The following is an 18,675-nucleotide window of genomic DNA, read 5'->3' on the forward strand; positions in this document are numbered from 1 at the left end:
TCGTGGCGCGGGGCCGGGCGGGGTCCGCGGAACAGGGGGAGGGCGGGGCGGTGAGATGCCCCGCGGGGGTCCGCGTCACGACGTCACCTTCCAGGGGTCTGGCTCGGCTGTGGCTGGGGTTGCGGGGGCGGGCCCGTGGCGGGCGCGGGGGGCCCGGAGGGCGGTACGGACGCCCCGGGGGCGGACGGCGCCGGGCTCGCGGGCGCGGCCGCGGGCGGCGGGGCGGGGGCCTCGGCCGGCACCGGGCTGCCCGCGACACTGCCGTCGGGGCGGAGGAAGACGGGGCTGCCGCCGGGCACCAGCCCCAGTTCGCGGGCCCGCCGCTGGAGGGCGTCCGGCGCCGAGTAGCCGTCCACGTCCCGCTGGAGCGCCTGCTGCTCGTCCGTCAGCGCGGTGGTCTCCTTCTTCAGCCGGCTCAGCTGGAAGGAGCCCTCGTTCAGCGCCGAGTTCAGCAGCAGGAGGCTGATCAGTCCGCCCGCGAGCAGCGCCACCACCAGCAGGACGAACGGCATCCGCGCCGCCCCGCCGCCCTGCTGCTGCGGCCGGGCGCCCGCGCGGGCCTTGGTCACAGCCGCGCCTCGCGGATGCGTTCGACTCCCCGGAACCGGGCCGGGGCGGCCCGCCGGTTCTCGGCGATCTCCTCCTCGGTCGGCAGCTCGGCACCGCGCGTCAGCAGCTTCAGCTTCGGCTGGTACTTCTCCGGGACGACCGGCAGCCCCGGCGGGGCCGTGGAGGTGGCGCCGGCGGCGAAGACCTGCTTCACGAGGCGGTCCTCCAGGGAGTGGTACGAGAGCACCGCGATCCGGCCGCCGACCGCGATCCGGTCGACCGCCGCCGGGATGGCCCGCTCCAGCCCGGAGAGCTCGCCGTTGACCTCGATCCGCAGGGCCTGGAAGGTCCGCTTGGCGGGGTTGCCGCCGGTGCGCTTGGCCGCCTGCGGCAGGGCGTCGCGGATCAGCTCCACGAGGCGGGCGCTGCGGGAGAAGGGCTCCTTCTCCCGCTCCCGCACGATCGCGGACACGATCCGCTTGGCCTGCTTCTCCTCGCCGTACTGGCGCAGGATCCGCACCAGCTCGCCGGGTGCGTAGGTGTTGAGGACCTCGGCCGCGCTGATGCCGGTCGTCTGGTCCATGCGCATGTCCAGCGGGGCGTCCTGCGCGTACGCGAACCCGCGGTCGGCCTCGTCGAGCTGCATGGAGGAGACGCCGAGGTCGAAGAGGATGCCCTGGACGGCCGGGAGTCCCAGGTCGTCGAGCACCTCGGCGAGGTCGGCGTAGATCGCGTGGACGAGGGTGGCCCGGTCGCCGAAGGGCGCGAGCCGCTCCCCGGAGAGCCGCAGGGCCTCCCTGTCGCGGTCGAGGCCGATCAGGCGCACCTCGGGGAACCGGGTCAGCAGGGCCTCGCTGTGGCCGCCGAGGCCGAGGGTGCAGTCGACGACGACGGCCCCCGGCCTCTCCAGCGCCGGGGCCAACAGGTCCAGGCACCGCTGGAGCATCACCGGGACATGTCGGGACTCGCTAGTCAAAGCGCCCTCTCAGATAACGGCGCGGCAGGCATACGCCGCGCCGCGCACGCGGAGTGTTACCAGGGGGCCGGGCGGCCGGTGAGGGCCGGGCTCCGGCCGGTTCGCGTCACTTTAGTGCAACGGTCGCCGCGGTCAACGAACCGCCCCGTACCCGGTGCGCCCTCCCCCCGGACAAGACCCAAAAGCCGCGAACCACCCGAACGGCCGCCCCCGCCTCACCCTTGTGGGTTAGCTCACAACAAGGCTCGTTGACCTTCTTTGTCCGCCCTCACACCATGCCCACCCGAGCCGTGACCACTACCGTCGATTCCATGACGACTTCCGCATCCCTGCCCGCACACCCCACGCCCAAGGCATCGAGCGGCGAATCCGTCACCGACCGCCTCGTCGCGGCGAACCAGCGCTATGCCGATCAGTTCACCGACCCCGGCATGGACGCCCGCCCCGTCCTCCACGTCGCCATCGTGGCCTGCATGGACGCCCGTCTCGACCTCCACAAGGCCCTCGGCCTGGAGCTCGGCGACTGCCACACCATCCGCAACGCCGGAGGGGTCGTCACCGACGACACCATCCGCTCGCTCACCATCAGCCAGCGGGCGCTGGGCACCCGCTCGGTCATCCTCATCCACCACACCGGCTGCGGCCTCGAAAGCCTGACCGAGGACTTCCGGCACGAGCTGGAGGACGAGGTCGGCCAGCGCCCCGCCTGGGCCGTGGAGGCCTTCCGCGACGTCGAGCAGGACGTCCGCCAGTCCATGCAGCGGGTCCGGACCAACCCCTTCCTGCTCCACAAGGACGATGTGCGAGGCTTCGTCTTCGACGTGCACACGGGTCTCCTGCGGGAGGTCGATCCGGCCACCTGAGTGACAGACCCGGCGGACGCCGTCAAGAATGCGGGGAGACACCGCCCGGAACCCGTCCGGGGCGGCGTCCGTGTTTCGGGGTGGGCCGGTTCATGCGCCAACAGCGTCGGCCCTGAGAAAGGGCCGAGGAGAACCAGGTGACCACGTACGACGACCGAGCGAGCCTCGCTGATCTGACCAGCACGGCCGAGCGGGTCCGCCGGTCGGTCGAGAGCGTGATCGAGGGCAAGCCCGAGGTCGTACGGATCGCGCTGACCGTGCTGCTGGCCGAGGGGCACCTCCTGATCGAGGACGTCCCCGGCGTCGGCAAGACGATGCTGGCCAAGACGCTCGCCAAGTCCATCGACTGCTCGGTCCAGCGCATCCAGTTCACGCCGGACCTGCTGCCCTCGGACATCACCGGCGTCAGCATCTACGACCAGCAGCGCCGCGAGTTCGAGTTCAAGCCCGGCGCGATCTTCGCGCAGATCGTCATCGGCGACGAGATCAACCGCGCCTCCCCCAAGACCCAGTCCGCGCTGCTGGAGTCGATGGAGGAGCGCCAGGTCACCATCGACGGCACCACCTACGCCCTGCCCAGCCCGTTCATGGTCGTCGCCACCCAGAACCCGGTCGAGATGGAGGGCACCTACCCCCTCCCCGAGGCCCAGCGCGACCGCTTCATGGCCCGCGTCTCCGTCGGCTACCCCAGCCCCGAGGCCGAGCTCCAGATGCTCGACGTGCACGGCGGGCTCTCCCCGCTCGACGACCTCACCGCCGTCGCGCACGCCCACGACGTGGTCAAGCTGATCGAAGCCGTCCGCGAGGTGTACGTCGCCGCGCCCGTACGCCGCTACGTGGTGGACCTCGTCTCCGCGACCCGCAGCCACCCGGAGCTGCGCCTGGGCGCCTCGCCCCGCGCCACCCTGCACCTGCTGCGCGCCGTCAAGGCCTCCGCCGCCCTGTCCGGCCGGGACTACGTCCTGCCCGACGACGTGCAGCAGCTGGCCGCGCCCGTCCTCGCGCACCGGCTGCTGCCCACCGCGCAGGCCCAGCTGAACCGGCGCACCGCCGAGCAGGTCGTCCACGACATCCTCCAGCGCACCCCCGTCCCCGCCGCGCACGCGCGCGGCGAGATGCCGCCCGGCGCGGGCCTGCGGGGCTTCTGATGAGCGCCGGTGCCCCGCACGGCGCCGGCGGGCAGGTGAGGGAAGCCGGGGGGCTGCGCGCCTCGTTCGCGGGGCTGACCACCCGGGGCCGCTCGTTCCTGGCCGCCGGGACCGCCGCCGCCGTCTGCGCGTACGTCCTGGGCCAGGGCCAGCTCCTGCGGGTCGGGCTGCTGCTCGTCGCCCTGCCCCTGATCTGCGTCCTCGCCCTGCACCGCACCCGCCACCGGGTCACCGCGAGCCGGCGCCTGACCCCGCCGCGGGTGCCCGCCGGCGGGGAGGCCCGCGTCCAGCTCCGGCTGGAGAACGTCTCCCGGGTGCCCACGGGACTGCTGATGCTCCAGGACCGGGTCCCGTACGTGCTGGGCCCGCGGCCCCGCTTCGTACTGGACCGGGTGGAGTCCGGCGGGCGCCGCGAGGTGTCGTACCGGGTCCGTTCCGACCTGCGCGGCCGCTACCCGCTCGGCCCGCTCCAGCTGCGCCTGACCGACCCCTTCGGGCTGGTCGAGCTGACCCGCTCCTTCACCGCCTACGACACCCTCACCGTCGTCCCGCGCACCCAGCCCCTGCCCCCGGTCCGGATGACCGGCGAGGCGGGCGGCTACGGCGACGGCAGCCGCCGCTCGCTCGCGCTGGCCGGGGACGACGACGTGATCCCGCGCACCTACCGCCGCGGCGACGACCTGCGCCGGGTCCACTGGCGCTCCACCGCCCGCTACGGCGAGCTGATGGTGCGCCGCGAGGAACAGCCCCAGCGCAGCAGGGCCACCGTCCTGCTGGACACCCGCGACACGGCGTACGCCGGCGCGGGCCCCGACTCCGCCTTCGAGTGGGCGGTGTCGGCCGCCGCCTCCACGCTGCTGCACGTCCTGGAGCAGGGGTTCTCGGTGCGGCTGATCACCGACACCGGTGACCGCGTGCCCGGCGAGGGCGGCGGTGGCGGTGGCGGCTTCTCCTCGGGCGGCCCCGAGTCCGCCGAGGCGGCGGGGCTGATGATGGACACCCTCGCGGTCGTCGGGCACTCCGACGGGAGCGGCTTGGGCCGCGCCTACGACGCGGTCCGCAGCGGCGGAGCGGGCCCCGCCTCCTCCGGCGGCGACGGCCTGCTCATCGCCTTCTTCGGCGACCTCGACGGCGAACAGACCGAGATGGCGGCCCGGATGCGGCAGCGCAGCGCGGGCGCGGTGGCGTTCGTACTGGACTCCGCGGCCTGGACCGGAGCGCCCTCGCGGGCGGAGGAGCGGCTGCGCAGGCTGCGGGACGCGGGCTGGACGGCGCTGGCCGTCCCGCCCGGCGCCGCCTTCGCCGAACTGTGGCGGCAGGCCGGGAACGCTCCCCTCGGCCCCGAGAACTCCGGAGGCCGGGCATGAGCGGGCGCACGCGGGTGACGCTCTTCGCAATGCTGGCGACGCTGCTGACCTCCTGGTCGCTGGCACCGCTGGTGGAGTCCACGGGCTGGCTGCTCCAGGCGGCGGCGCTGCTCGGGGTGCAGTCCGCGGTGGGGGCCGGCGCCCGGCGGGTGCCGCTGGCGCGGTCGCTGACCGTGGCGGCGCAGCTGCTGGTGTCGCTGCTGGTGCTCGCCTTCCTCTTCGCGGGGAAGGCCGAGGCCGCCGGGGGCGGGCCGCTGTCCTTCCTGGTCACCGACTTCGGGGCCCTGTTCCAGCAGGGCGTGCGGGACGTGAGCGAGTTCGCCATACCGGCCCCCCTCACCGACGGCATCCGGCTGCTGCTGCTGGCCGGGGTGCTGCTGATCGGGCTGCTGGTGGACGTGCTCGCGGTGACGCTGCGGACCTCCGCTGCCGCCGGGCTGCCGCTGCTGGCGCTGTACTCGGTGGCGGCCGGGCTGGCGACGGGCCAGGGCGGCTCCTGGTTCGCCTTCCTGCTGGCCGGGGCGGGCTACCTGATGCTGCTGCTGTCGGAGGGGCGCGACCGGCTGGCCCAGTGGGGCCGGGTCTTCGGCGGCGCCCCGGGCACGCGCGTCTCGGCGGCCTCCGGGTACGGGGGCGGCGCGGGCGGCGGCCGGGCGGTGGCGCCCGTGCGCACCGGGCGCCGGATCGGCGTGGTCGCGCTCGGCGTCGCCGTGGCGGTGCCGGCCGTCCTGCCCTCGCTCGGCGGCGGGCTGCTGGGCGCCCCGGGCGACGACTCGGGCGCGGCGGGCCGGGGCGGCGGCACGATCTCGGCGGTGAACCCGCTGGTCTCGCTGCAGAGCAGCCTGAACGCGCAGGACAACCGGGTCGTGCTGAAGTACCGCACGGACAGCCCGCAGCTCGGCGAGCAGTACCTGCGGATCCTGGCGCTGGACGAGTTCAACGGCGTCAAGTGGGAGGCCTCCGGGCGCCCGCTGACGGACGTGCCGGAGCGGCTGCCGACCCCGTCGGGGCTGAGCGACCGGGTGCGCGAGAACGCGTCCGAGGTACGCACCTCCGTCTCGGCGGCGCAGACGTACGCCCAGCGCTACCTGCCGATGCCGTACCCGGCGACGCAGATCGACATCGCCGGCAAGTGGCGGTACGAACCGGCCGGCCGGACCCTGGTCGGCGACCAGCTGGCCAAGGACCGCTTCCAGAACGTGCAGGGCGCGCAGTACACCGTACGGAGCCTGCTGCTGCGGCCCACGGCGGCGCAGCTCCAGGCCGCGCCCGCCGCGAACCCGGCGGTGCGGGAGGAGTACACGAGGCTCCCGGACAACCTGCCGCCCGTGGTGGCGGAGACGGCCCGGCGGGTCACCCAGGGCGCGCGGGACGACTACACGCGGGCCGTGCGGCTCCAGGACTTCTTCGCGGTGAACGGCGGCTTCCGCTACGACACCAAGGTGTCCTCGGGGACGGGCTCGCAGGCCATCGCCCGGTTCCTGGCGGACAAGGAGGGCTTCTGCGTCCACTTCGCCTTCTCGATGGCGGCGATGTCCCGCTCGCTGGGCATCCCGGCGCGGGTGGCGGTCGGGTTCACCCCGGGCGAGAAGCAGGCCGACGGCAGTGTGAACGTCTCGATGCGGGACGCGCACGCGTGGCCCGAGCTGTACTTCGAGGGCGTGGGGTGGACCAGGTTCGAACCGACGCCCCGGGCCGGCATCTCGCTGCCGGACTACAGCCGCACCGAGGCCCCGGCGCCGCAGCCGTCCGCGCCGTCCGCGCTGCCCTCGGCGTCCGCGTCGGCGGCGGCACCCCTGCCCTCGCAGGCCGAGGCGTGCCCGCCGGAGCTGAAGAAGCTCGGCGAGTGCGGCCTGCCGGCCGCCCCGCAGGGCACCGGCACCGGGTCCGGCGGCGTGCCGGTCGGCGCGGTCCTCGGCTGGACCGCCGGCGCGCTGGTGGTCCTCGGGCTGCCGCTGCTGCCGCTGCTGTGGCGCCGACGGGTCCGCGAGCGGCGGCTGGCCTCCCCGCGGGCGGGGGCCGCACGGGGGCCGTCGTCCCCCGGGGCCCCGGCCGTCCCGCCGGTGTCCTCCGCCGGGGTGCTGGCCGCCTGGCGGGAACTGGGCGACTCGGCCTGGGACGTGGGCATCCCGCCCGACGGGGCGCTGTCGCCGCGTCAGGCCGCGAGCCGGGTCGTGGTCCTCGGCCGGCTCGACGGGGAGCCCGCGCAGGCGGTGCACCGGGTCGCGGACGCGGTGGAGCGGACGCTGTACGCCCCGCCCGGCGCGGACGTCCCGTACCCGCGGCTGGCCGACGACGTACGCCTGGCCCGCACGGCCCTGCTGGCCGCCCTGGGGCGCCGGGCCCGGCTGCGCGCGCTGCTGCTCCCCCGGTCGGCGGCGCGCGTGACCGCCGCCGCCTCGGCACGGGCTGCGGCGCTGTCCGCGCGGACGGCGGCCCTCACGGCCCGGATCCGCTTCCGGATCCCGCTGCGGGGCCGCGGCTGAGCGGGAGCCCGCGGCAGGACATGACGGACGCCGGTGCGTTCGGACTCGTTCCCCCCGAGTCCGAACGCACCGGCGTTCGCCGTACCGCTCCCGGCCAGGGACCCGGTCCGCTCCGCGGCCCCGTGTCCGCGGTGCGGGCCGAGGCCCCGTCCGTGCCTCCAGTCTGCTGTCTTCGCAGGTGGGAGCCCATCCGTACGCGTACTCATCTGTTCGCCTGAGTACGGATACTCAGTTCTACGCCGGTCCGGCCCCCGTGCGGCACCGCCGACCGGGGGTCAGCGGCTTCCCGTGCGGCACCGCCGACCGGGGTCAGCGGCTCCCGCTCACCCGTCCCCGGAGCAGCAGCGAAAGCGCCGAGTGGACGTCGTCCAGGGAGCGCTCGCTCTGGAAGGCCTGCCAGTCCAGCGCGGCCACCAGCACCATCCCGACCAGTGCGGCCGCCGTCAGCGGCACGTCGATCTCGGCGCTGAGCTCCCCGCGTTCCACGCCCTCCCTCAGTACCGACTCGACGACCGCGACGGCTTCGCCCCGCACCACCATCAGGGTGGACTGCCAGGCGCGGTTGGTCCGCCAGAGTTCGGCGACGTACAGCTGGGTGAAGGCCGGATAGCGGTCGATGAAGACCAGGCCCGCGCGGATCATCGCGTCGAGGGCCTCGATCCGGCTGCCGCCGCGCGCCTCGGTCCCGTCCGCCGCCGCCCGCAGCGAGGCGGTCAGCAGACCCACCCCGTGCCGCAGCAGCTCCTCGAAGAGCTCGGTCTTGCTCGCGAAGTTGTAGTAGACGGTGCCCTTGGCCACTCCGGCCCGCTCGGCGATCTCGTCCACCGTGGTCGCGGAGAAGCCCTGTTCGGCGATGAGCGTGACGGCCGCCTCGTACAGCTTCTGCCGCGTGGCCTGCCGCCGGGCGCCGCCCGCGGTGGTGCTACTGCTTTCCATGGCGCTGATTCTCACAGGTCACAGCCCCTCACAGGCTCAGTTCGGGGTGCAGTCGGTCCATCGTCCACACCTGCTTGCCGCGGGCGGCGAGCGCGGTGAGGGCCAGCGCCCCGGCCGTGAAGGCCACCAGGACCGCGGAGCCCTGCCACACCGGGGTGAGGTCGCCGCCGGTGATGAGGCGGCGCAGGCCCTCGACGACGTAGGACATCGGCAGGTACGGGTGGACGTCGTTGAAGAAGTCCGGGCTGGTCTGGATGGGGTAGGTACCGCCGGCCGAGGTGAGCTGGAGCATCAGGACGGCGAGGACCAGGATGCGGCCGGCCGCGCCGAACTTGGCGTTCAGCCACTGGATGATCGCCGCGAAGCAGGCGGTGACCAGGACCAGGAAGCCGATGGTCAGGGCCGGGTGGGCCATCTTCAGCCCGAGGCCCGGGGCCCAGTGCAGTACGGACATCAGCGCGCCCACCTGCGCGGCGCCGAGGCCGACCACGGGCAGCCAGCCCGCGACGGCGATCCGCCAGGGCGAGGCGCCGGCGGCCAGGGCCCGCTTGTTCATGGGCGCGATCAGCATGTAGGCGACCATCGCGCCGACCCACAGGGACAGCGGGATGAAGTACGGGGCGAAGCCTGTGCCGTAGTTGGGCGCCTTGTGCAGGGCCTGGTTGGCGAGCTGGACCGGGTCGGCCATGACCTGCGTACGGGTGTCGCGCTGCCGCTGGTCGTAGTCCGGGATCTTGCCGACGCCCTCGTGGAGGCCGTCGGCGAGCCGGCCGCTGCCGTCGACGAGCTTGAACATGCCGCCGCCCAGGGTGTGGGCGCCGTCGCCGAGCTTGCCGACGCCTTCGCCCAGCTTGCCGGAGCCGCCCGCGGCGGTGCCGATGCCCTTGTGCAGCTCGACCATGCCGGCGGCGACCTTGTGGGCGCCGTCGTTGAGGGCGTTGGCCTTGGTGACGGCGGCGTCGAGGTCGCCCGCGAGGCCGGGGGCCTTGGTGGCGAGTTCGCGGGCCTTGTTCTCCAGGTCGGTCAGCTGTCCGCGGAGCTTGGTGATGTCGCCGCTGGAGTTCCCGAGGACGGTGCTCACGTCGCCGGCGAGCAGGGCGGCCTCGGCCGCGCTGTCCTTGATCTGCTTCAGCTCGGGGCAGGAGGCGGCGAGGGGCGCGGCACCGGGGGTCACGCACACCTTGGTGTAGTACGAGTCCAGGCCGGTGGCGACCGCCTTGGTCCGGGCGGCGGCGGCCGGGGCCTTCTCGACGGCCTTGGCGAGGTGGTTGTTTACGACCTTGGCGCTGTCGGCGACCAGCTTGGCGGTGTCCGCCAGGTTCTTGGGGTCCTTGACGAAGGGGCGGGCCTTGTCGGCCGCGCCGTTGACCACGTCGGCGACCTTCTGGGTGCCGTCCGCGACCTGCCGGGAGCCGGTCTCCAGCTTGCCGGCCGCCTCGTTGAGCTTCTTCAGGCCGCCGGTGAGCTCGCCGGACTTCTCCTTGGCCGTGTCGAGGCCGTCGGCGAGTTCCTTCGCGCCCTGCTGGGCCTTGCCCGCGCCGTCCTTGAGCTGGTCGGCGCCGTCGGCGGCCTCGGCGGTCTTGTCGTGCAGGTCGGAGAAGGAGATGAAGATCTTGTCGAGGAAACCGCGGGAGGCGTTGGTGGACGCCGCCGAGCGGACCTCGGAGAAGACGGTGCGCGAGATCGAGCCGACGATGTAGTTGTTGGCGTCGTTCGTGCGGACCTGGAGGGCCCCGGTGGTGGGGTCGTCGCCGCCGCTGGAGGCGACGTTCCTGCTGAAGTCGGCGGGCATGGTCAGGGAGAGGTAGTACTTCCCGTTCTCCAGGCCCTTGGCCGCCTCGGCGGCGCTGACCTCGCGCCAGTCGAACGTCCTGCTCTCGCGCAGCTTGCGGGTGATCTCACCGCCGGCGTCGAGGCGCTTGCCGTCCACGGTGGTGCCCTGGTCGGCGTTGACGAGGGCGACGGGCACCCTGTCGAGGCGCTTGTACGGGTCCCAGAACGACCAGAGGTACAGGGCCCCGTAGAGCAGGGGCAGCAGGAGCAGCGCGACGAGGGCGGCCCGGGGCAGCTTCCCCCGCCCGAACCGCTTCAGCTCAAGCGCGGCCAGTTTCGGAGAGCGCATCGTCCGCCCCCTTCGTGTCTTCGTCGGTGTCGGTGTCGGCCTCTTCGGTGCCGGTCTCTTCGGCGTCGGCTTCGGTGCCGGTGCCGGTGCCGGGCTCCTCGGTGTGGGTGCCGGGCTCCTCGGCGTCGGCCTCGGCGTCGCTGTCCCCGTCGGGGTCCGTGTCGTTGCCCGGGGTCGTGCCGGCGGGCAGGCCCCAGGTGATCTTCGGACCGTCGCCGTGAGCCACGGCCGCCCCCGCGGGACGGGGCACGGACTTCCCGGTGTTCCCGCCCGCCCGCGGCGGCGGGCCCACGGGCTCCGCCGTGTCCGGCCCCGCGCCCGTGCGCAGCACCGTCACGCCCTCGGGGGCCTCGCTGCACACCGCGAGGACGGTGGTCCCGCGGCCGGCGATCGAGCGCAGCAGGGCCCAGGCCTGCGCGCGTTCGGCGTCCGAGAGCTTGAGGTCGAGGTCGTCGAGGGCCAGCAGCCGGGGGCCGCCCAGCAGGGCGATGGCCAGGGACAGCCGTACGGCCTCCAGGCGTTCGAGGTCGCGTACGGAGGTCCGCTCGCCCTTCGGCAGGGCGGAGAGGTCCAGTCCGACGGCGGCCAGGGCCTCGTCGATCCGGGCCCTGGCGGCGGCGCGGCGGTCGCCGCGCGGGCGCAGCAGGGAGCGCAGGGGGGCGTCGTAGCGGCGCTGGAGCATGGCTCCCTCGCGCAGCTGCTCGGCGACGGTGAGGGCCTGGTCGAGGTCGTTGACCCCGGGGACGGGGCCCAGGGCGGTGATCCGGCGGACCGCGGCCATCTTCTTCGGCAGCCGGTGGCGGCCGATCTCGGCGTGGCCCTCGGTGGCCTTCATCCGTCCGGTGAGGGCGAGGAGCAGGCAGGTCCGGCCGCTGCCGGAGGGCCCTTCGAGCGCGATGAGCGATCCGGGAGCCGCTTCGATCCCCACGCCCCGGAACACCCAGCCGCGCGGGCCCTTGAGTCCGAAGCCCTCGGCCTTGACGGCGGCGCCGTGCGGGCTGTTCACGCCCCTCCCCCTTCTTTTGAACTGACCAGTCAGTTCAAAAGCTAGCAGGCGCCGGGCCCGAGGGCCCGCCGGGCGGGGCTTTTGGCGGGATTCGAAGGTCCGCCGCAGGCCTGCGGCCTCCCTCACCGTCGTGCCCGCGACGGGGCCGCCCATGCCCGTCCCGTCCGGGTTTCACGGCGAATGCGCAGGTCAGCGCGATTGTCAGTGGCCCCCGTCACGATGGACCCACGAACGGAGAAACAGCCGCACCGCTAAGCACCACGCAACGACAGGAGGTTCGTCATGGCCACACCGTCCCCGTCCCCTGTCCACCCCGTCCCGCGCAGGGCGTCCGCACCGCCGGCCGCCCTCGAACTGCTCGCCAAGGCCCGCGACGGCCTGGCCGAGGCGGCCCTGCTGCCCCGGCCCAACGAGCGGTACGCCACCGCACACCTGGCCGCGCTGCGCGCCGCCGCGGCCGTGCTCGCCGCGCGCGGGCGGCCCGAGCCGGCCGGCCCCCGGCGGCGGCCGCGGATCCGCAGCGCGTGGGAGGTGCTGCCGGAGATAGCGCCGGAGCTGACCGAGTGGAGCGCGCTGTTCGCCTCGGGTGCCGCCCGGCGGGCCCGGGCCGAGGCCGGGATACGGGACGCGGCGAGCAGCCGGGACGCGGACGACCTCGTACGGGAGGCGGGGATGTTCCTGCGGCTGGTGGAGCGGATGCTCGCGCTGCAGCCCGTGACGCAAGCGCTGCCGCAGCCTCGTCCGGAGCGTCCGAACGCCGGATGAGCTGCGCGGTCGGCTGAGGCAATAGGGTGGGGCAAGCACCTCCCCACCCTTACGCGCCGAGGAGTCATCAGCCGTGTCGGACACTTCCCGCCCCCGTGCCTCCCTCCGCACCGCCGTGGTGTGGGAGGTCCTCAAGGAGGCCCTCGACCGCCGGGTGAAGGCGACCGGGCGGGAAGCGCTCGAGGTGCTGGACACCGGCGGCGGCACGGGCAAGTTCGCCGTGCCGGTGGCCCGGCTGGGCCACCGGGTGACCGTGGTCGACCCCAGCCCGAACGCGCTGTTCGGCCTGGAGCGCCGGGTCTCCGAGGCCGGTGTCGCCGATCTCGTGCGCGGAGTCCAGGGCGATGCCCAGGGCCTGCTGGACGTCGTCGAGCGGGACGCGTACGACGTGGTGCTCTGCCACGGCGTGCTCGAGTACGTGGACGACCCGGCCGAGGGCGTGGCCAACGCCGTCGCCGCCCTGCGCCCCGGCGGCATCCTCAGCCTGCTCGGCGCCGGCGTCGGCGGAGCCGTGCTGGCGCGGGCGCTGGCCGGGCACTTCACCGAGGCCCGCACCGCCCTCACCGACCCGGCCGGGCGCTGGGGCTCCGGCGACCCGGTGCCGCGCCGCTTCACCGCCGAACAGCTGAGCGCGCTGGTCGGCGACGCCGGCCTGGAGGTCGGCGCGGTCCACGGCGTGCGGATCTTCGCCGACCTGGTCCCCGGGGTGCTCGTGGACACCGAGCCCGGGGCGGTCGAGGCGCTGCTGCGTCTGGAGGAGGCAGCAGCCGAGCTGCCCGCCTTCCACGCGGTGGCCACGCAGTTGCACGTCCTGGGCGAGAAGCCCGCCTGATCTGCGGGCTTGCTCGACCGGGCTGCGGCGGATCCCCTCCCAACCGGCGCGCCGACACGTATGATCGGGTGCACCGGTCGGCATGACGGACCGCCCATTGGGGAATAAGCGCCTCAATGGCCGCCCGCCTTGGTGTCGGTACGTTCGAAGCACCCGTTCGGCACCGGTCCGGCACTCAGGACCTGCCCGGCACGGTGGTTTGCAGAATGTGGCGTAGAGGGCGGGTATCACGGGGGCGATTCCCCGCCTATCCTGAAGGGGACCCCTGGTCGCTACCCCCCGCGACCGACGGATGAGGAGGACTCCCGTGCCGCTCTCGGAGCACGAGCAGCGCATGCTCGAGCAGATGGAGCGAGCGCTGTACGCCGAAGACCCCAAGTTCGCGACAGCGCTTGAGGGCAGTGGACTGCGCACGTACACCCGGCGACGGGTCTACCAGGCAGTCGTAGGCATTGTGGTGGGTATCGCGCTCCTCATGACTGGTGTGATCTGGCAGGAAGTGCTCTGGATCAGCGTGGTGGGATTCCTCGTCATGCTGGCCTGTACGGTCCTCGTGGTCACCGGTTGGCGCAAGGCCCCCAAGCCTGGCGAACAGCCCGTCTCCGGAAGTGCCGGCGGTTCGGCCCATGGCCGCAACCGGCAGCGTCGGTCGATGATGACCCGTATCGAGGAACGGTGGCAGCGCCGCCGTGACGAGCAGGGGCAGTAGCCCGCACATACTCCGCCGGTGAGGGGACGTCCGCGAGCGCGCGGCCGTCCCCTCGCCGTTTCCCCCGCCCTGATCGGCCGCTCTGCGGCATGCTGATCAGATGAGTGTGCTCCCCCTGGTCTTCACCAGCGGCTGGGCCAGCGGGATCAACGCCTACGCCGTGATCCTCCTGCTCGGCGTCTTCGGCGCGACCGGACTGTCCGACGAGGTCCCCGCCTCGCTCCAGCGCACCGACGTCCTCGTCGTCGCGGCCGTGCTGTTCCTGTGCGAGGCCGTGGCCGACAAGATCCCGTACGTGGACTCCCTGTGGGACACGGTCCACACCGTGATCCGGCCCGTCTCCGGAGCGGTCGTCGGCGCCCTCCTGGCCGGGCAGAGCGGCTCGCTCTCCGACCTCGCCGCCGGTGCCGTCGGCGGTTCCACCGCGCTGGCCAGCCATTTCGTCAAGGCCGGCACCCGGATGGCGGTCAACACCTCGCCCGAGCCGTTCAGCAACATCGTGCTGAGCACCGCCGAGGACCTGGGCGTGGGCGGCATCGTCACCTTCGCCATGTTCAACCCCCGGGCGGCCGCCGTCATCGCCGCCGTCCTGCTGCTCCTCGGCCTGGTCCTGGTGGTCTACCTCTGGAGCCGGATCCGCCGCTTCCGACGGCGACGGGCCCAGCGCCGCGAGGAGAGACGGCTGGCCGCCACCGTCCGGGCCGCGGGCGGAGCACCACCCGGCTGACCTGCGGGCCTGGCTCGATAGGCTCAGTGGCATGGCGAGTATTGCGGTGATCGGCGCCGGCATGGGCGCGATGGCGACGGCGGCCCGGCTGGCCGTGGCGGGGCACCGGGTGACGGTGTACGAGCGCGGGTCCACCTACGGGGGCTCCGTCGGCCGGTACGAGCGCGACGGCTTCGCCTTCGACACCGGGCCCGGGCTGCTGCACCTGCCCGCCGTCTACCGCGACCTGTTCGTGAAGACCGGCAAGCGGCCCCTGGAGGACTGCGTCGGCACGGTCCAGCTGGACCCCGCCGTCCGGCACGTGCTGGACGGTGCCGCCGTCACCCTCCCCGGCGCCTCCCGGGGCGGGGTCGCCGCCGCCCTCGACGAGGCCTTCGGCGCGGGCGCGGGCGAGTGCTGGAACGCCCTGCTGGGGCGGGCCCGCGACACCTGGGACGCCACCCGCCGCCCGCTGCTGGAGGAGCCCCTGCGCCCCGACTGGCAGGTACTGGGCCGCGACCCGTACCCGGCGCTGCGCGGCAGCGGTCTGCTGCGCCGCCGTCCGCCGACGCTGGCCGAGGTGGCCCGGCGCGAGCTGGGCGGCCGGCTCGGCGAGCTGCTGGCGGGCCGGGTCCTGGCGTACGGGCTGGACCCGGACACGGTGCCCGCGGCGGCGGCCGCGCTGCCCTACATGGAGCAGACCTTCGGCAGCTGGTACGTCCGGGGCGGCATGCGCGAGCTGGCCACCGCCGTCTACGAGCGCTGCCGGGAGCGGAGGGTGGAGTTCGTCTTCGGCGCCGCCGTCCGCTCGGTGCTGAGCCGGGACGGCCGGGCGGCCGGGGTGGGGCTGGCCGACGGCACCGAGGCCGCCGCCGACCACGTCGTCTGCGGCATCGACCCGAGGCAGCTGCCGAGCGCCTCGGTGCCCCGCCCGCCCGGCGGCGTACCGGCCCGGGGCACGGAGGTGCCCGGCCGGCTGACCCTGCTGCTGGCGCTGAGGGGCGCCCGCCCGGCGGACGCCGTCCACCGCACCCTGGTGCACTCCCCGGACTCCGCCGGCGTCCGGCTGGTCACGGTGCTGCGCCCGGACGACCCCGCCACCCGGCCGGACCCGGACCACGAGGCGGTCACCGTGAGCGCCGTGTGCGGGCCCGCGGGCGGCGCGCCCGTCCCGGACCCGGAGAAGCTGCTGGACCTCGCCGCCCGGGCCGTCCCCGGGCTGCGCGAGCGGCTGCTGTGGCAGGAGGTGCGCACCCCGGAGGACGTGGAGGCCGCCACGGGTGCCCTCGGCGGCTCGGTGCCGCCGCCGGCGCTGCCGGGGGGCGGGGGCCGGCTGCTGTACCCGGCCAACACGACGGCACTGCCCGGGCTGTACCTCGCGGGCGGCTGGGCGCACCCCGGCGGCGGGCTCGCCCACGCCGGGATGACGGGGGCCCTGGTGGCCGGGCTGATCGTGGAGGGGGCCGGGTTCCGCGGCTCGCAGTGAGCCCCGGCCCGCCGGGCCGGGGCGGGCCGGGGCCGGGTGCCCGTCAGTGGCGGTACTGGCCGTACTCGCCGTTGCCGGGGTACGGGTACTCCTGCTGCGGGTCCTGCTCCGGGTAGGGCTGCGGGGCGGCGTCGGTGGCGCGCTGCTGCGGGACCCAGACCCCGCCGGGCGGGGTGTCCATGGAGTACTGCTGCTGGGCGGGGTCGCCGTAGGGCGGGTAGGCCGCGCCGTCGTAGGACGGGGCCGGGGAGACCTCGCCGCCGGTGCCGATGTACGGGTCCGAGTAGGCGGCGTAGACCTGCTGCTCGCCCCCGGGGTAGGTGCCGGGGTAGTCGTAGCCGCCCTGGCCCTGCTGCTGGTCGTAGTAGGCCGCGTACTGGTGCGCGTCCTGCTCGGCCGTGGTGAACGGCGAGGCGAAGGGGGTCTCGGCGCCGGACTGCTGGGGCTGCTGCGGCTGCTGCGGGACGAAGCTCTGTATCCCGTACGAGCCGGTCTCCTCGGGCACCGGCTGCGGGGTGAACACCGCGTCCTCGGAGCCCGGGCCATCGCCCGGTCCCCGGCCCTGGTCGGCGTACTCCAGCCCGGTGACCTCCAGTGCGGGCTCCGGGCGCGGTGCGCTCCCGGAGCGGCGGCGTCTGCCCGGCGCCGCCTCCGGTGCGGGCCGCCCGCCCCGGCGCAGCGCCCAGCCGGCCACGAAGCCCTTCCGGAAGGAGAGCGTGACCAGGGTCTGGCCGACGGCGAAGGCGGTCGCGCCGGCGGCGATCACGAGCACCGACGGCAGTACCACTCCGGCCACCACTCCGGCGAAGCCGGTGAAGGCCAGCAGGCGCCAGCGCAGCCGGGCCTTGTACTGCATCAGGACCTCGGCAAGCAGCCACAACGCGACGATGCCGAACGCGATGTAGAGGACCGTCATTCCCATGCAAGGCCCCTCTCGGTACGGCCGCCCGCGCGGGAAGGAGAGACGGCCGGTCAGGCCCGCTGGTGCAGGCCCAGGTTCTCGTAGATCTCGAGAGTCGCCGTGGAATTGTTCAGCGTGATGAAGTGCAGTCCCGGGACACCCTCGGACAGCAGCCGCGCGCAGAACTCCGTGGCGAACTCGATGCCAATGGAGCGTACAGCGGCCGGGTCGTCCTTGACGGCGAGCATGCGTTCTTTCACGGCGTCGGGGAAGACCGCGGTGCTCAGCTGCGGCAGCCGGTCGAGCTGCTTGATACCGACAACGGGCATGACCTCGGGGATGATCGGGGTCTCGCAGCCCGCCTTGGCGACGCTGTCGCGCAGCCGCAGATAATTCTCGGGATCGAAGAACATCTGGGTGATGGCGTAGTCCGCACCGGCGCGGCACTTGTCCACGAAGTGCCGGATGTCCGTGTCCCAGTCCTCGGAGCGCGGGTGCATCTCGGGGAAGGCGGCGACGCCGACGCAGAAGTCGCCGGACTCCTTGAGCAGGCGCACCAGGTCGGCCGCGTAGTCCACGCCCTCCGGGTGCCTGACCCAGGGGCCCATGGGGTCGCCGGGCGGGTCTCCGCGCAGGGCGAGCATGTTGCGGATGCCGGCGTCGGCGAACTGGCCGATGACGTGGCGCAGCTCGGCGACGGAGTGGTCCACCGCGGTCAGGTGCGCGACGGGCGTCAGGGTGGTGTCGGAGGCGATCTGCTGGGTGGCGCGGACGGTGCCGCCACGGGTGGAGCCGCCGGCCCCGTACGTGACGGAGACGAAGCTCGGGGAGACCGCCTCGATCCGGCGGAGCGCGTTCCAGAGGTTGCGCTCGCCCTTCTCGGTCTTGGGAGCCCAGAACTCGAAGGAGTACGAGGCTCCGGACGCGAGGAGGTCGCGGACCGTGTGTGCACGGTCCGACCAGGTGGAAGCGGTACCAAGGGCCATACGGGCAGGTTAGACGGGGCCCGGCGGACGCCGAAGCGCTGTCCACGAACTGGACAGCTTTTTGGACACCGCTCCAGCGTCACCCGAGGCGGGCGCGAACCCTCTTGGCGAGTTCGGCGGCCGCGGCACCGGGGTCGGAGGCCTCGGTGAGGGCCCGGACGACCACGACGCGGGTGGCGCCGGCGTCCAGGACCTCGTCCAGATTGCCGGCGTCGATGCCGCCGATGGCGAACCAGGGGCGGTCCTGGGCGAGGGAGGCCGCGTACCGGACGAGGCCGAGTCCGGGGGCGTGGCGGCCGGGCTTGGTGGGGGTGGGCCAGCAGGGGCCGGTGCAGAAGTAGTCCACGCCGGGCTCGGCGACGGCGGCGTCCACCTCGGACTCGGCGTGGCAGGAGCGGCCGATCAGGACCCGGCCGCCGAGGACGGCGCGGGCGGCGGGGACGGGGATGTCGCCCTGGCCGAGGTGCAGGACGTCGGAGCCGATGGCGTGCGCGACGTCGGCGCGGTCGTTGACGGCGAGGAGCTTGCCGTGGCGGCGGGCGGCCTCGGCGAAGACCTGGAGGTGTTCGAGCTCCTCGCCCGCCTCCATGCCCTTGTCGCGGAGCTGGACGATGTCGACGCCGCCGGCCAGGACGGCGTCGAGGAACTCGGGGAGGTCACCCTGCCGCTTGCGCGCGTCCGTGCACAGGTAGAGCCGGGCGTCGGACAGCTGCTGCATGGGTTCCCCCCGTGGTGGTGAGGTGGGGGGGGGGGGGGGGGGGGGGGGGGGGGAGGGGGGGGGGGGGGGGGGGGGGGGGGGGGGGGGGGGGGGGGGGGGGGGGGGGGGGGGGGGGGGGG

17 protein-coding genes are annotated in these 18,675 nt (G+C 74.3%); 9 read left to right on the forward strand and 8 right to left on the reverse strand.

Annotation, left to right across the window (positions count from 1 at the left end):
* Positions 1 to 83 precede the first annotated feature (83 nt).
* Complete coding sequence (ftsL, locus tag ACZ4WZ_RS32020; protein ID WP_467896361.1) at positions 84 to 569, reverse strand: cell division protein FtsL; 486 nt, start codon at positions 567 to 569, stop codon at positions 84 to 86.
* Positions 566 to 1,495 (reverse strand): 16S rRNA (cytosine(1402)-N(4))-methyltransferase RsmH, encoded by a 930-nt coding sequence (gene rsmH, locus ACZ4WZ_RS32025; protein WP_467896385.1) that lies wholly within the window; start codon positions 1,493 to 1,495, stop codon positions 566 to 568. Before rsmH ends, ftsL begins: the two co-directional genes overlap by 4 nt.
* 278 nt (positions 1,496 to 1,773) lie before the next feature.
* Between rsmH and ACZ4WZ_RS32030 the strand changes: the two genes are divergently transcribed.
* The 4 genes from ACZ4WZ_RS32030 to ACZ4WZ_RS32045 all read left to right on the forward strand — a co-directional run bounded on the left by ACZ4WZ_RS32030 (position 1,774) and on the right by ACZ4WZ_RS32045 (position 7,389).
* Positions 1,774 to 2,388, forward strand: coding sequence for a beta-class carbonic anhydrase (locus tag ACZ4WZ_RS32030; RefSeq protein WP_467896362.1), 615 nt, complete (start codon positions 1,774 to 1,776; stop codon positions 2,386 to 2,388).
* Between the two features lie 137 nt (positions 2,389 to 2,525).
* Positions 2,526 to 3,536 (forward strand): AAA family ATPase, encoded by a 1,011-nt coding sequence (locus ACZ4WZ_RS32035; RefSeq protein ID WP_388935473.1) that lies wholly within the window; start codon positions 2,526 to 2,528, stop codon positions 3,534 to 3,536.
* Positions 3,536 to 4,903 carry a DUF58 domain-containing protein gene (locus ACZ4WZ_RS32040; protein ID WP_467896363.1) on the forward strand — a complete coding sequence of 456 codons (1,368 nt, stop codon included), beginning with the start codon at positions 3,536 to 3,538 and terminating at the stop codon, positions 4,901 to 4,903. The genes ACZ4WZ_RS32035 and ACZ4WZ_RS32040 overlap by 1 nt, the downstream gene beginning before the upstream one ends.
* A complete protein-coding gene (locus tag ACZ4WZ_RS32045; RefSeq protein ID WP_467896365.1) occupies positions 4,900 to 7,389 on the forward strand; it encodes a transglutaminase TgpA family protein in 2,490 nt (829 codons plus the stop codon). The genes ACZ4WZ_RS32040 and ACZ4WZ_RS32045 overlap by 4 nt, the downstream gene beginning before the upstream one ends.
* Before the next feature lie 309 nt (positions 7,390 to 7,698).
* On the opposite strand, the gene ACZ4WZ_RS32050 is transcribed toward ACZ4WZ_RS32045, so the two are convergent.
* Genes ACZ4WZ_RS32050 through ACZ4WZ_RS32060 form a run of 3 tightly spaced genes read right to left on the reverse strand, consistent with a single transcriptional unit; the run spans position 7,699 to position 11,453 of the window.
* Positions 7,699 to 8,325 carry a TetR/AcrR family transcriptional regulator gene (locus ACZ4WZ_RS32050; RefSeq protein ID WP_388935483.1) on the reverse strand — a complete coding sequence of 209 codons (627 nt, stop codon included), beginning with the start codon at positions 8,323 to 8,325 and terminating at the stop codon, positions 7,699 to 7,701.
* Between the two features lie 28 nt (positions 8,326 to 8,353).
* Positions 8,354 to 10,447: a YhgE/Pip family protein gene (locus ACZ4WZ_RS32055; RefSeq protein ID WP_467896367.1), complete on the reverse strand. Its 2,094-nt coding sequence runs from the start codon at positions 10,445 to 10,447 to the stop codon at positions 8,354 to 8,356.
* Complete coding sequence (locus tag ACZ4WZ_RS32060; RefSeq protein ID WP_467896369.1) at positions 10,419 to 11,453, reverse strand: ATP-binding cassette domain-containing protein; 1,035 nt, start codon at positions 11,451 to 11,453, stop codon at positions 10,419 to 10,421. The genes ACZ4WZ_RS32055 and ACZ4WZ_RS32060 overlap by 29 nt, the downstream gene beginning before the upstream one ends.
* Before the next feature lie 282 nt (positions 11,454 to 11,735).
* On the opposite strand from ACZ4WZ_RS32060, the gene ACZ4WZ_RS32065 reads away from it, so the two are divergent.
* The 5 genes from ACZ4WZ_RS32065 (at position 11,736) to ACZ4WZ_RS32085 (ending at position 15,951) form a co-directional block, all read left to right on the forward strand.
* The gene (locus tag ACZ4WZ_RS32065) at positions 11,736 to 12,218 is read left to right on the forward strand and encodes an SAV_6107 family HEPN domain-containing protein (RefSeq protein WP_467896370.1); all 483 of its coding nucleotides are present in this window, start codon (positions 11,736 to 11,738) and stop codon (positions 12,216 to 12,218) included.
* A 73-nt stretch (positions 12,219 to 12,291) separates the two neighbouring features.
* Entirely contained in the window at positions 12,292 to 13,050 is a 759-nt protein-coding gene (locus tag ACZ4WZ_RS32070) for a methyltransferase (RefSeq protein WP_467896371.1), read from the forward strand.
* Between the two features lie 307 nt (positions 13,051 to 13,357).
* Positions 13,358 to 13,759, forward strand: coding sequence for a DUF3040 domain-containing protein (locus tag ACZ4WZ_RS32075; RefSeq protein WP_388935499.1), 402 nt, complete (start codon positions 13,358 to 13,360; stop codon positions 13,757 to 13,759).
* Positions 13,760 to 13,859: 100 nt separating this feature from the next.
* Positions 13,860 to 14,486 carry a DUF4126 domain-containing protein gene (locus ACZ4WZ_RS32080; RefSeq protein ID WP_467896374.1) on the forward strand — a complete coding sequence of 209 codons (627 nt, stop codon included), beginning with the start codon at positions 13,860 to 13,862 and terminating at the stop codon, positions 14,484 to 14,486.
* Between the two features lie 31 nt (positions 14,487 to 14,517).
* Positions 14,518 to 15,951 carry a phytoene desaturase family protein gene (locus tag ACZ4WZ_RS32085; RefSeq protein WP_467896375.1) on the forward strand — a complete coding sequence of 478 codons (1,434 nt, stop codon included), beginning with the start codon at positions 14,518 to 14,520 and terminating at the stop codon, positions 15,949 to 15,951.
* A gap of 43 nt (positions 15,952 to 15,994) precedes the next feature.
* Here the strand turns inward: ACZ4WZ_RS32085 and ACZ4WZ_RS32090 are convergent, their stop codons facing one another.
* From ACZ4WZ_RS32090 to thiE, 3 genes are all read right to left on the reverse strand, one after another.
* On the reverse strand, positions 15,995 to 16,873 hold the full coding sequence (locus tag ACZ4WZ_RS32090) for a hypothetical protein (RefSeq protein ID WP_467896377.1): 879 nt from the start codon (positions 16,871 to 16,873) through the stop codon (positions 15,995 to 15,997).
* A 50-nt stretch (positions 16,874 to 16,923) separates the two neighbouring features.
* The gene (gene metF, locus ACZ4WZ_RS32095) at positions 16,924 to 17,838 is read right to left on the reverse strand and encodes a methylenetetrahydrofolate reductase [NAD(P)H] (RefSeq protein WP_007263631.1); all 915 of its coding nucleotides are present in this window, start codon (positions 17,836 to 17,838) and stop codon (positions 16,924 to 16,926) included.
* A gap of 79 nt (positions 17,839 to 17,917) precedes the next feature.
* Positions 17,918 to 18,556 (reverse strand): thiamine phosphate synthase, encoded by a 639-nt coding sequence (gene thiE, locus ACZ4WZ_RS32100; protein ID WP_467896379.1) that lies wholly within the window; start codon positions 18,554 to 18,556, stop codon positions 17,918 to 17,920.
* Positions 18,557 to 18,675: the final 119 nt, after the last annotated feature.

Source organism: Streptomyces sp. NPDC029122 (genome assembly GCF_055569445.1).